This window comes from Heyndrickxia oleronia (assembly GCF_017809215.1).
GTDB classification, from domain to species: Bacteria; Bacillota; Bacilli; order Bacillales; family Bacillaceae_C; genus Heyndrickxia; species Heyndrickxia oleronia.
On the sequence record NZ_CP065424.1, the window covers coordinates 4,415,441 to 4,428,652 of the forward strand.

At 33.0% G+C, this 13,212-nt stretch carries 11 protein-coding genes and 1 pseudogene; 4 read left to right on the forward strand and 8 right to left on the reverse strand.

The annotated features are described in order from the left end of the window. Positions 1-43: 43 nt before the first annotated feature. The gene (locus I5818_RS22255; RefSeq protein ID WP_078110775.1) at positions 44-1,006 is read right to left on the reverse strand and encodes a hypothetical protein; all 963 of its coding nucleotides are present in this window, start codon (positions 1,004-1,006) and stop codon (positions 44-46) included. A gap of 442 nt (positions 1,007-1,448) precedes the next feature. Here I5818_RS22255 and I5818_RS22260 point away from each other — a divergent pair, with 442 nt between their 5' ends. After that, positions 1,449-1,940 (forward strand): GNAT family N-acetyltransferase, encoded by a 492-nt coding sequence (locus I5818_RS22260; protein WP_058003135.1) that lies wholly within the window; start codon positions 1,449-1,451, stop codon positions 1,938-1,940. A 4-nt stretch (positions 1,941-1,944) separates the two neighbouring features. On the opposite strand, the gene I5818_RS22265 is transcribed toward I5818_RS22260, so the two are convergent. Next, entirely contained in the window at positions 1,945-3,192 is a 1,248-nt protein-coding gene (locus tag I5818_RS22265; protein ID WP_058003136.1) for an ATP-binding protein, read from the reverse strand. Positions 3,193-3,367: 175 nt separating this feature from the next. After that, complete coding sequence (helD, locus tag I5818_RS22270) at positions 3,368-5,656, reverse strand: RNA polymerase recycling motor HelD (protein ID WP_071976385.1); 2,289 nt, start codon at positions 5,654-5,656, stop codon at positions 3,368-3,370. 315 nt (positions 5,657-5,971) lie between these two features. Here helD and I5818_RS22275 point away from each other — a divergent pair, with 315 nt between their 5' ends. Continuing rightward, the gene (locus tag I5818_RS22275) at positions 5,972-6,172 is read left to right on the forward strand and encodes a cold-shock protein (RefSeq protein WP_058003138.1); all 201 of its coding nucleotides are present in this window, start codon (positions 5,972-5,974) and stop codon (positions 6,170-6,172) included. A 143-nt stretch (positions 6,173-6,315) separates the two neighbouring features. Here the strand turns inward: I5818_RS22275 and I5818_RS22280 are convergent, their stop codons facing one another. The 4 genes and pseudogenes from I5818_RS22280 to I5818_RS22295 all read right to left on the reverse strand — a co-directional run bounded on the left by I5818_RS22280 (position 6,316) and on the right by I5818_RS22295 (position 10,703). Then, positions 6,316-7,290 (reverse strand): NAD(P)H-quinone oxidoreductase, encoded by a 975-nt coding sequence (locus I5818_RS22280; RefSeq protein WP_071976386.1) that lies wholly within the window; start codon positions 7,288-7,290, stop codon positions 6,316-6,318. A 202-nt stretch (positions 7,291-7,492) separates the two neighbouring features. After that, a complete protein-coding gene (locus I5818_RS22285; RefSeq protein WP_235849728.1) occupies positions 7,493-9,250 on the reverse strand; it encodes a CotH kinase family protein in 1,758 nt (585 codons plus the stop codon). A 52-nt stretch (positions 9,251-9,302) separates the two neighbouring features. Then, positions 9,303-9,999 (reverse strand): annotated as a pseudogene (locus tag I5818_RS22290) (DUF4956 domain-containing protein). A gap of 14 nt (positions 10,000-10,013) precedes the next feature. After that, positions 10,014-10,703 (reverse strand): polyphosphate polymerase domain-containing protein, encoded by a 690-nt coding sequence (locus I5818_RS22295; RefSeq protein ID WP_078110547.1) that lies wholly within the window; start codon positions 10,701-10,703, stop codon positions 10,014-10,016. A gap of 212 nt (positions 10,704-10,915) precedes the next feature. Between I5818_RS22295 and I5818_RS22300 the strand changes: the two genes are divergently transcribed. Then, on the forward strand, positions 10,916-11,473 hold the full coding sequence (locus I5818_RS22300; protein WP_058003143.1) for a 3D domain-containing protein: 558 nt from the start codon (positions 10,916-10,918) through the stop codon (positions 11,471-11,473). 194 nt (positions 11,474-11,667) lie between these two features. Then, positions 11,668-12,630, forward strand: a complete 963-nt coding sequence (locus I5818_RS22305; RefSeq protein ID WP_078110548.1) for a D-2-hydroxyacid dehydrogenase — start codon at positions 11,668-11,670, stop codon at positions 12,628-12,630. A gap of 203 nt (positions 12,631-12,833) precedes the next feature. On the opposite strand, the gene I5818_RS22310 is transcribed toward I5818_RS22305, so the two are convergent. Beyond that, complete coding sequence (locus I5818_RS22310; protein ID WP_268876195.1) at positions 12,834-13,205, reverse strand: NUDIX hydrolase; 372 nt, start codon at positions 13,203-13,205, stop codon at positions 12,834-12,836. Between the last annotated feature and the right edge of the window lie 7 nt (positions 13,206-13,212).

Genomic DNA, 13,212 nt, shown 5'->3' on the forward strand with positions numbered 1-13,212 from the left:
AAAACCAATGCACCCTGGTTTGCCAACTCGTGAAATAAATATTTTAAAATATCTTTAAAGCCTTAGCCATTCCCTTTAAAACTACCTGTTGTATAAATAATCCTGCAACGGAAGGAATATTTAATGTTTCAACCAAATCTTTAATTTGTAATTGTTGATTTTCTTCCCCAGAACTATCCACTTCCGCCTCTTTATTTGTATTGGTTTTATTGCTATTTTTCCCTTCTTCCATTTGACTATTATTACTATTACTATTACTATTTTTGGCATTATCATCCTCTTTATTGTTTAATTTCTTTAAGAGTCCTTTTGGACCAAAACTAATACTCCTTACATGAAGAGGATGAATTCGGTATATTTCTTTATTATTTATAAGGGTAAAATATCCATCAGTATTTTCAACTAAGATACCTTCAAGAGCTTCTGGTCCATGACGATTAATCGAAACCCATCCATGTGTCATTTGCCTAAATAGTTGATTAAATTCTGGAGCTCCAATATATTCTTGACGAGCTAAATTAGTTACTTCCTCTCCAAGTTGTGAATTGTTATTTTGAGGAGTCATAATGCTCTTTATATGATGAATGTTGTAATATACAATTCCATCATCATTAGTACTGACCACAGCATAATCACTCTTGACATCCAATAATAAACCTTTTTTTGACTCCGGTCCTCCCTGGTTAATTTGAACTAGTTTTGATTTTAAATTATTCATAATACCTGCAAAATTCTTGCTCTGATAATATATAATTTTTTCCTTTTGCATTAAATTAGATTGCATTGAATTAAAGATTGGATCCTCACTAATGCTTTTAATATGTTCAGCCTGATAATAAATAACCCCATTCTCTGTACCTAGTGCAATATAATCAGATTGTACATCAATCAGCCTTCCTGTCTTAGACTCTGGCCCACCTCTATATATGGTTACATTCTTTCCTTTTAATGAATAAGGAAGAGAGATAGGGGCAGAATTTTCCTTATTAAGATTACTTTTTTCCATTTTTATCCTCCTTATTTTCCCCCCTTGCATAAACGTCAGTAGATTTTCAACCTAGTAAAAATCAGGTAGAATAACTGTCCGTACTGCCCGATTAGTTTACCTAGTAATCAGCTGGAGTCTTTGTTCCTCGCTGATTATAGATCACTTTATCTATTAGGGTAATTTATATTGTATATATACGTGTCTTATATTTTTCTGAAACCCGTTAAACAACCATTTCTGTAAATTTCAACTATAACCTAATAGTCTATTATTTAAATTTAGGACTGGGAATGGTTCACCTATTCTCTTTTCGTTTATTTTCTTTTACAATAAGAAAAGCATAGGTGTCTTAATTAACTGAGACAGCAATAGTGGCAGAGGGATAGAACAGTGGAGAAACAACTAAGCGTTGTATTCATTTTTTCACTTTCTTAATCGTCGTAGAAAGGAGATTTTACATATGTCGATTGAATTAGTTGAGGTTAAGCTCGAAGAAAAGAGTATTTTGGAAAATATGCTCCATTTTTATTTAGATGATTTGTCTAAATATACGAATCAGCTTAAAACAAATGATCAAGGAATATTTGAATACGACAGTTTAACTTACTTTTTCACTAAATCAAATCTTGTTCCTTATTTTATTAAATTTGATGAAATGGTGGTCGGTTTCCTCCTATTTGTTAAGACAGAAAAAAGCGAGACTATCGATTATATTGTTAATGATATATTTATTTTCACCCAATATCGAGAAAGAGGTTTTGCTGGACAAGCCGTAAAGAAACTAATTTCTGCTTATCCAGGAACCTATTACGTTGTTCAATTGGAAAAGAATCAAAATGCCATCCAATTTTGGAAATCTCTCTTCAAAGAAATGCAGCTGGAGTACTCGGAAAATATGGTCATTGAGAGTGGTGAGAAGTGTCTGGCACAGACATTTAAAGTCCCACAATAGAATCCTATTTTTTGATCCGTGGAAAAAGGATTGTTACCTCAGTACCTACATTTGGGGTACTCTGATAGGTAACCTTCCCCTTCATTTCCTCAATAAATTTTAATGATACAGTTGTTCCAATCCCCGTCCCCTTGTCCTTTGTTGTATAGTATAAGGTTCCAATTTTAGATAATTGTTCTTTTGACATCCCTTTACCAGTATCTAAAATCTTAATATAGATATAATCATTGTCTTCATCTATTTTTACAGCAACACTTCCTTTATTCGGAGTTGCTTCAATTGCATTTTTAATAAGATTGATGAACGCTTGAATAAGATGGTTTCTATCTGCTAGAATTATCGGGTTCTTTTCCCCATAAAATTCCAGCTTCACTCCATTTTTAAGGGCTAGAGATTCAATTAAGGTGACAACATGAAATAGGGTATCCCCCAACTGAATTTCTTCTACCTTTTTATACTGAGGTTTAGCAAAATTTAAATAATCATTTATAATTAGCTCTGCCCTAGCTAATTCACTTAAAATGAGAGTAAGGTATTGAAGGTTATCGTTTTTTTCTTGTTTTTGCATTAATTGGAGAAATCCCTTTACTACTGTTAATGGATTGCGAATTTCATGGGCAATGGATGCTGCCATTTCCCCCATAGTATTTAGTTTTTCCGCTCGTATGATCTCTTGTTGCAACAGCTTCTTTTCTAGTATTTTTTCATGTAATAAAGTAGAAATTAATATCCCAAAGGTTTGTATTACACCATAAACAAGAACAATAAAAAATAATTTTATTCCATTCAGTTGTTGTCCATAATGAAAATAAAGGTAAGTGTATGTTATGACTAATTGACCTAATGCAATTAGGATTCCAGATACTGTAGCTAGGAAAATCTTTTTTCTTCTTGAACTGTGGTTAAATTTCTTTCTAATATACATAGGAAATAGTACGGCTACGATAAGGCATATATAGGCTATCCATACACCCTCACCACCGATAATCATTCGTTCAATTAAAATGGTGAGAAATACAATAAAGCCAGAAATGGGACCATAATAAAAAATGGAGATCACTAAAGGGATATAACGTAAATCCCAATACAAACTAAATGCAGAGATTGAAAATGACATCGTTAAAATTGCACATAAACTATTTACTATACCTAAAATATATGGAGATTGACCTGCCTTCCTATTCTCAAGAAAAACACTATAAATATGTACAGGCAATAAAATAAAAAGCACATGTAAAATCAATTTTTCCATATAAGTATTACTCCCCGATTCTGTCATATTAACGTTAGTAATACGACAATTTTCGCAATTTTCCTTCATTTAAAGTGACATAATTTCACTTTTACAGCCAAATATTTTTAGGAGAGTTTTAGGTAGAATACTAAAGGCGTGCTGCCAGAAAGAAGGTTTCCAACAGCACGTTTCCTCATAATTTGATGATTACATCTTCATTCACTTGATCTAGTAAGAAGCAAGTTAAATCCTTTCCATATAAAGACAAATGATGCAGTGGCCTAGTCATCGATACATATAATAATTTTATATCAATTTCAGAATCCAGAAATGAATCATCTAAAGAGCAGATGAGAACTGCATCAAACTCTAAACCTTTTGATAAATTTGAGCTGACAATGACGATTTCATCTTTATGGATTTCTTGATTTTCTTTTAAAACTTGAATCGAAAGGGACGAGTGCTTTTTAAATAGCTTAGCTAATTCCTGACATTCTTTATTCGTTTTTCCTATTATTGCTACAGTTTTCATACCTCTTTTATACAATTGATTAATCTCTTGTTCCATTAATTGAATGGCATCGATTTTTGTTGAAATTGTGTGGAATGAAGGCTTTTGTCCATGTCTCACTACAGGTTCTACAATTGGTAGTTCTAACTTCAGTAACTTTAGAATTTGATTAGCGGCTTCCATAATTTCAACAGTTGTCCGATAGCTTTTTTGAAGGGTTTTATAGCTCGCTCTTGGAAAAATTTCATTTTGAACGATGCTCCAATCTTTAATACCTCGATACGAATGAATACCTTGCGCCAGATCCCCAACAATTGTAAACATATCAGTTTCTAATACAGTTTTTAACGCAAATAATTGAAAATAACTATAATCTTGCGCTTCGTCTATAACGATGTTCTTCACACGTAACTGCTGATCAATTCCAAATATTTTTCCCTGTAAATATAACAAGGATGCCAAATCTTCTATTTCAAACATGCCTTTAGACATTAATTTCATTTGATAATGAATGAAAAACTCAATTTTATCCTCATCAAGTAAACCATCAGCATATTTTTTGAATATTTCCTTATTGGTAAGAAGCTGCTTAAAATAATAAAACAAATCATGCTTTGGTAGCTTTTTTATATATCGATTGACAGCGACCCTAGCTTCTTTCTTAATGTCATTCAACGTTTCCTCCTTTTTATCTAAAGCCTTTGATATGTATGCCTTTCTCTTTTCAGAGTTCACTTTACTATATAGTGCTTTTTCTAATTTACCATCGTAAAATTTAATAACTTTATCAATCATCCTTTTCTTTTCAGTGCGGACATGGTTTTGTAATACACGCTTAATTTTGTCAATTCTTTGATAGAAAGGTAGGTACCGATATTCGTATTCTATTAATTGTCTTAAATTCATCGCATGATATAGACGAAATTTTGATACATAAAAATCTTCTGTCGGAAGTAGTGTTTTAAGTATGTCTTCTAGATATCGATCAATAATGTCTCTAAATAATAAAGAGCCTTTAAATTCCGACATCCATTTTACTAATTCGGGATTATCTATTTCTTGGTTAATAAAACGAAGTAGCTTATCGTCTGGAGGAACTAGTTTGATTTTTTTTCCAATACAGGAACGTACATAATCAACAAAGGTTGTTTGTAAAATATTTTCAACACCCAGTTCAGGAAGGACTTCTGAGATGTAGTCGATAAATAAGCGGTTCGGAGCTAAGATCATCAATTGATCAGCTGTAAACTTTTCTGCAAAGGTATAAATGAAATAAGAAATACGGTGAAGAGCAATCGTTGTTTTTCCACTTCCTGCCGCTCCCTGGACAATTATCGGTCTATTTAAATCTGCACGAATAATATTATTTTGTTCTTCTTGTATGGTTGATACAATTTCTGTTAAACGATTGCTTGCACTTTCTGATAGAGACATTTGCAATAATTCATCTGTTGTCGTTAAATCGATATCTCGAATTTCCTGTAATTCGCCATTTTCGATAATAAATTGTCGTTTTAATGATAAAAAACCATGGTACGTATCACCTTCAGACTCATACGATACCTCTCCTAATCGGCCATCATAATATAAGTTGGCAATAGGTGATCTCCAGTCCACAATAATCGGCTGCTGCGTTTCTTTATCGAATAATGAGACTTTTCCCAGATATAAATGTTCTTCCTGATTCACATTCTCCTGTAAAAAATTGATTCTTGCAAAATAAGGCTTGTTCCTAAACTTTTTTAGCCTTTTTAACTCGTCTCCTGTACGTTGCAAGAGATTCGAATTCGTCAACATGGTCATATAGCTAAAACTACTATCCTTTATATCCATGCCTTCTAATGATTGTTTTAGGTTTTCCCTAAATGTTTCTTCATTAGATTCTGACGCTTGGATGACAACATTCATATACTTTTTTGTAAAATCGAGCCTTTCCGTTTCATTTTCATAATCAGGATGTGCCTTAGACATTCCCTTCCCTCCCTTTTTTGTTCATTTATCACATTATAGACAGGAAAAAGCCATGAATTCTCAAGTAATTCATGACTTCTCTATCTTTTTGAAAGTTCAAAGACGTATTTGTGATTATATAATATTCTTTGGCAATTGTCTAATATTTCATTTATTTTCCCTTCAGCAATATTTTTTATTTTTTTATGTATACTTTGAGTATTTGTGCCAAAAATATATTGTGTATTTACTTATTTATGGATATTTCACTTTACGTATGAAAACTATTGATGTTTGAACGAGATTAGTAAATATCCGAATTTTGGAGGTATATAAATGGTAACTGGTAAAGTTAAGTGGTTCAATGCAGAAAAAGGATTCGGTTTTATCGAGGTAGAGGGACAGGACGATGTATTCGTTCACTTCTCAGCAATTCAAGGGGAAGGGTTCAAAACCCTCGAAGAAGGACAAACTGTAACCTTTGAAATCGAAGAAGGCGCACGCGGACCACAAGCAACAAATGTTCAAAAAGCATAAAAAGGTTGTCTATTAAGGAGTCTGACACCACTTAACATACGGTATTTAGAGCGAATTTCATTTTTTTCGTAATAAATATCGTATGATGGGGTCAGACCCCTTTTATTTTCCTACTGAACTGATATATATATTAATTGATGAATTTAATTGATCTTTAATATAATCTTTCCCTTATTTTCGTTTCTCTCCATTTTTTCATGGGCTTCATTTACTTCATGAAGCTGGAATACACAATCGATGATAGGTGAAATACGTTTAGTTGTTAGAAGGGGCATAGCAAATTCAACGAATTTTTTCGTTAAGCTCTCTTTTTGAGCAGGTGTTTGTGAACGTAATGTACTGCCAAATACTTTTATCCGTTTGATCATTAATGACATTAAATCTATTTCTAGCCGACTTCCACCTAATGTTCCAATTAAAATTAATCGACCTTCAATTTTTAAGGACTCAATATTTTTTTCAAAATAGGATGCACCAATAAAGTCTAATATTAAATCCACACCTTTTCCTTCTGTTATTTCACTTACTTTTTCTGCAAAGTTGTCCTTTTTATAATTAATTGTATAATGAGCCCCCAGTTCTTTACAAAGGCTAAGCTTCTCCTCACTTCCTGCTGTAACAATAATGGTAGCACCAGCTTCGCGTGCTAACTGAATTGCTGCAGTTCCAACACCACTAGCTCCTGCATGAATTAATACTGTTTGATTTTTTTCTAGTTGACCAAGCTCAAAAAGATTTAAATAGGCAGTTAAAAACACTTCTGGAATTGCTGCAGCCTCTTCAAATGAAAAATCATCTGGAATCTTGATTGCCATATCAGCAGGGATGGTAACCTTCTCAGCATATCCCCCACCAGGTAATAATGCACATACACGATCCCCTTTATTCCAACCTCTTACTGATGAACCTACCTCTTCTACAATACCAGACATTTCAAGGCCCATTATTGGTGTTACCCCTGGTGGAACAGGATATTTTCCATACTTTTGTAAAACATCTGCACGATTAATAGCCGTTGCTTTTATATCGATTAATAATTCATTTGTACCGACTTTAGGGTCTTCCCATTCTCCAACAGACATACGATTCGTTAGTTCATCTACAATAATTGCCTTCATACGTATTCTCCTTTTATTCAATATAAACTCTATTAACAGACTATATTAGTATTTACAAATGGCTGAAAAAAATAAATTAGTCCAATACAAACGGAGCTGCCCATTTGTAAGACAGCCCCATTGTAATACTATTTTATAAAATATCCAACTATATTGATTGCTGGAAAAGGCCTTCTAGATTTCATACATATAAAATGGATAATTATTTTCTTCTTTTAAATCTAAAGACAAAGATCATTCCACCAATTAGTAGCAAAAAGAAGATTAAATATATAGCTATGGTTTCCTTCGAAAAAGTTGCAGTGTCTAATGAATGATTCCTATTGTTCCTATCCCCTCTTTCAATTGGACCAATATTTCCATTCCCCATATTTGGTGGTTGTATGTTTCCATTTTCCATATTCGGTGGTTGCATGTTTCCATTTACTTTACCATTTCCCATATTTGGTTGGGCACCATTTTTCACAGATTGTTCTTCATTATCCTTTTGCTGATTCTCTTCAATCTTATTTGAATTTTGGGCGCTATTTTCAATTTTTGTTGAACCCTCATCTAGCGATGAATTTGTCTCTACAACTAGTTCTCCTGAAATCTGAGCAAGTATTGATTCAGCCCGTTTTGCTGCGAATGCAACTAAACTATTCTCCCCGGATATTCCTTCTTCAAATTGTTCAACAGTATAGAACTTTGTAGGGTCTTTTTCAATATATGGTTTCAATAATGCTGATAGTTTACTCGTCATTTCATTCATATTTTTCTCTGAGAAAAAACCATTAGCTATTTCCTTTAAATAGTTATTAAACGTTTTTCGATTTTGATCATTGGAGAGTAAGGCATTTAATAATGGACGATCCTCTAATGTCACTCCTGAGACTGGAGATGAAATACTGAAATTAATATTCTCTTCACTCATTAAATTAGAACCCATACCTCCCATATTACCGGGCCCTTGATTCTTATTATTTGCAGGATCCCCTTCATTGGCATTTTGAGCAGTATCTATATTTTTTTCATTGTTACCCCTTTGCCCTGTAGGTCTATTACCAACTGGATAGCCAGCAAAAGCCATGTTCAAGTCCCATGGCAAAATTGAGAATTTACCATCTTCCTCATATAAGTAATAATTATGCTTCATTGTTCCTTGATAACTGTCTAAATTTACAAGAGCTGTACTTGCTGCGAAATACCTAAGCATTTCATCAATATTTATCGAACCCTCAATGTTTTTATTGGTGTTTATTTCCTTTAGCATTTTCATCATTGCAGATTGATCAGAGCTCTCGGTATTTGTCTTTAAATCCAATCCTGAATAATCATCAATGTCATCACTAATCCAATTTAAATCACTTCCAACTCCATCCGGCTTATATAAATCACCTGTACCATTTGCAAAATGATTTTGTAAAAACGGCTCTTCAATAGCTTCAACCCCTAAATATAAACCGTATTCTTCTCCGTTGATAGTGACATACATATAGGAATATTGTGGTGTAGGGACTCCCATTTCTTCCATAAGAGCATAGGACATATACTCTCTTATTTGCGTGGAATCTGAATACCCATTATTTAAATTTAACTTCCGAAGACCATATAGACTCTGATCTTCATATTTATCAAAATCAATTTTGAAACTATATCGATTAGAATCTTCTATATTCGCTACAGATCGTAATGTCATATTACCTTTTGTACGAATACCGACATTATTCATCTTTTTACCATTAATAACTACGGATGCTTTCACCATTTCTTCTTCAAGTGGATTGTCCAAAATGTCTTGTAAATCCTGATCATTCATAACTATATCTACAGTTGTTACTTTACTCTTATCAAAAACCTTTGTCATAAATTCGTTATTCATCGCAGTTTTTTCGATTTTACTATTCGGAAGTACGAACATAATAATAATAAAAAGCAGAAGTAAAAATAAAACCGATCCGAGGATATATTTATTTTTCAAATCGCATTGCTCCTTTCACTATTTTATTTTTATTTCTATAGCGAAAAGTTCTTTATGCAGTAAAATTCCCATCATAACTTAACATGACAGTTGAATTCACACTGTCTAATCGCTTAATACTATTAATAAATTGAGCATCTTTTTCTTTCTTTAATCTTACTTCATAGGTAATTTCTATTAGATCTTGCCCCATTACTGATTTCGATTTTACAGTATATTTTTTCGCCTGCTTTGAGACTATTTCTTCAATATTCTTTTCAATGCCTTCATTGGTATACTTCACAATTAATAGGTAAGGATTTTCAACGGTTAATCGGTTCACATAGAATATCAGTACCAATCCAATTGCTAGTGCACCTATAATAGCTAGTGGAATTAGTCCTGCTCCGCAAAGAATTCCAGACGCAACAGCCCAAAAAAAGGTATACAAGATCCATTGGATCTTTAATTGGTGTTCGAAAACGGACAATCGATAAAGCACCAACCATACCAAGTGATAAAATAATATTCGTAGAAATCCCCATAATAATAAGAGCCGTTGCCATCGTCATAATAATTAGTGAAATATTAAAACTATGGGAGTATAACACCCCTGAGAATGTCTTTTTATAAACCATATAAATAAATAAACCTACTGCAAAAGCGACAATAATTCCAATAAGAGAATCGATAATAGAGAAGCTACTTGTATTCTCCAAAAAGCTAGATTTGAATATATCATTAAAAGTTGTTTTTGTTGTTGTATTCATTTATGTTGTCCTCCTTAAACATAATTTCTACTTAGTTGGTATTTGGAAGACGATGTCCTCATCGTATCGCCAACCTGTAATAATTGTTTGATAATGTCAGGTAAAAACTCATCATATTTCACCTCAAGAATAACAATATTTGGATCCAAAGCAGGAACCATCGGTAATTCAGGGTTTAAAAAATCAATATTTCTTAAGCTTGTCCTTACTTCACTATCAAACGTAACTCTTACATTGCCATATTCATAGGTAAACACTTCTCTTTCGTAATCTACAACAGTCGTTGGTTTTATTTGATATAAGGTCATCTGGACATATAATTCTCGAATGAGCTTCCTTGAATTATTTTCCATCCACTTGATATCACCTAACCGGACTCGCTCATATTCCATTGCCGTCATTTGGCATTTTTCCTTATAAGTTATGTCATTTTGCTTACTTTTCTTTTCGAGCTGAATAAAATCAGTTTTATAATTGTAAAGCCTAGCACGATACTTATCACGATGCTTCAAACCTTCTTTTTTTTGATTGAGTGCTTTGTTTTCGAGGTTATCAAAATACACACTACGGATTAAATATTTCCCATCCTTCATTACATGTGGATCTGGCTGCATAACAAATTGAAGATTTCTTCTTAATAAATGACAGTCCGCTTTTGTAACAGCATATTTTAATTCACTTCTGCCCTTTGCATGTTTAATCAACTTTTTCCCTCCTCCATTTATCTTCAGTGATTTTAGAATATAGATGAAATCTTAAAAAATACTTAACTATTAATGGATCCTTCTATACATGTAACTCTGAAAATAGCATCTGAAAAAAAGATGTAATAGAATTAGTACACCTCTGAAACATAACTGTTATATTTCCATGTTATTGTTTTAACATGACAAACAGAGTAAAGGGGTCGACTTCTTTGAAAAAGTTTATTATATCTATCAGTACAGCACTATGCTTAAGTGTCGGAATATCAAGTGCGGGATTTGCAAGCACAAATACATATACAGTAAAAAGCGGAGATTCATTGTGGAAAATTGCTCAACAAAATAAAGTAACGGTTAGCCAATTAAAGCAATGGAATCATCTCAAATCAGATAAAATTCTTCCCAATCAAAAATTAGTAATTGCTCCTAGTAATACGAAGGAGATAGCTACGACTGCTGCTTCTACTAGTAGTAAAGTAGTTAAGGAATTCACTGTTACAGCTACTGCATATACAGGAAGCTGTAAGGGTTGCAGTGGAATTACAGCAACTGGCATAAATTTAAAAAAGAATCCTAATATGAAAGTAATTTCTGTTGATCCTAAAGTGATTCCACTTGGAACAAAAGTTTATGTTGAAGGATATGGAAATGCAATTGCTGGCGATACTGGTGGAGCTATGAAAGGTAAAAAAATTGATGTCTTCTTTTCTTCAAAACAAAAAGCCATTCAATGGGGACGAAAAAGCGTAAAAGTTAAAATCCTAAAATAATTTATAAAACATCAAGTGTTAAAAAGCGCTTGATGTTTTTTTTGTAAGCTTTCTAAGCTTCTTGCTTAACTGTAAACGACGAAACGAAAACTGTTATCTACTACTATAAAAGAATAATCAAGTTCTTACTTTCTAAATGCCCATTTTTTTTATGTATAATTAAAGTATTCGAACAATAGAAAAGAGGGAGAAACGTGTCAAAGAGAAAATTGGTGATTACACAGAATATCCATCAAGAGCTACAAGCAAAGATAAAGGCTCTTATTCCAGAGTGGGAAATTATTTCAGGGAAAGACCCAGAGACTTGGAAGGAACATTTAAATCATGCAGAAGTTATTGTTGGTTGGAAAAAGGAAATAAAAGAAAATTGCCTAGAACAGAATTCTTCGCTTCGTTGGCTACAAAGCTGGAGTGCAGGCGTAGATAGCCTTCCATTGCATCATATGAAAGAAAGAGACATTCTATTAACGACTGCAAGCGGCGTTCATGCTTATCCAATTTCTGAAACAATCTTTTCCCTCATGTTAGCACTAACGAGGAAAATCCATACATATATTAAAAACCAACAAATTAAAAAATGGCATCATGAAAATTTAAGTTTAGAAATACATGGGAAAACAATAGGTATTGTAGGAGTTGGAGCAATAGGGAAGGAAACAGCGAAGATTGCTAAAGCATTTAATATGAAAGTGATTGGGATTCGTCAGTCAGACAAATCAGAAGAGGATTTTGATAAAGTATATAATATGATGCATATTAATTCTGTTCTTCCACTTTGTGATTATATCGTGGTGACAGCTCCTCTAACGAGTGAAACTTATCATATGTTTAGTAAGGATCAGTTTCAATTAATGAAAAACACCGCCATTTTTATTAATATTGGGCGAGGAGAAATTGTAAACGAAGATGATCTCATTCACGCACTTGAAACAAAACAAATTGCTGGAGCAGGATTAGATGTTTTCGAAAAAGAGCCTTTATTAGAAAATAGTCCACTTTGGAATTTCGAAAATGTCATTATTACACCACATACTGCAGGTTCAACCGAGCATTATGAATCCAGAGTGATTGAGGATATATTTATCCCCAACTTAAAACATTATTTACAAAAGGGTGTTCCAAGTACAAATTTAGTTAATTATGAGAAAGGATATTAAACAGTCATTTCACTAAGAATAAAAAAAGGATCTGTACAATGGCATTCTGCCCTTATGTACAGATCCTTTTTTCAGGTAACACCAGTTTTTTTGTATTCTACAATATGTTCTAAGTGACGTTTCTCATGCAACCTATACCGACTATATACAAACATTCATATTACCTATACATTTACTTCATTAAAATACTATTTTTCCTTTTGTCAAAGGACAAAAGGAATATTCTCCTCCATTACACAATGTTTAAGCCTTTCCTTATATTTTTGTATTTCCATTTTGTTAAGAGCTTCATCAACCGAAAAGTATTCAACTCCTTTATGTTCATCGGAATGGATCAATTCTCCACTGACCGTCGCCCCTTCTAATATAATTATACATGTCATTTTTTCCACATCTTGCTCAATACCCAAAAATTTTGAAATAATTATATGAATGCCCGTTTCCTCTTCCACTTCCCTAATGGCAGCTTCTTTTATTGTCTCCCCTCGATTTACATATCCTCCAGGGAACTCCCATCCCCGATACGGATGGTCCACAAGAAGTATCTTTCCATCATTATTTTTCACCATTACCACTACGGCT

Excerpts from the sequence above, each read along its gene's own strand:
- helD (WP_071976385.1), bottom strand. The coding sequence starts at position 5,656 with ATGTCTAAGGCACATCCTGATTATGAAAATGAAACGGAAAGGCTCGAT.
- I5818_RS22275 (WP_058003138.1), top strand. The coding sequence starts at position 5,972 with ATGGTAACTGGTAAAGTTAAGTGGTTCAATGCAGAAAAAGGATTCGGT.
- I5818_RS22260 (WP_058003135.1), top strand. The coding sequence starts at position 1,449 with ATGTCGATTGAATTAGTTGAGGTTAAGCTCGAAGAAAAGAGTATTTTG.
- I5818_RS22280 (WP_071976386.1), bottom strand. The coding sequence starts at position 7,290 with ATGAAGGCAATTATTGTAGATGAACTAACGAATCGTATGTCTGTTGGA.
- I5818_RS22255 (WP_078110775.1), bottom strand. The coding sequence starts at position 1,006 with ATGGAAAAAAGTAATCTTAATAAGGAAAATTCTGCCCCTATCTCTCTT.
- I5818_RS22265 (WP_058003136.1), bottom strand. The coding sequence starts at position 3,192 with ATGGAAAAATTGATTTTACATGTGCTTTTTATTTTATTGCCTGTACAT.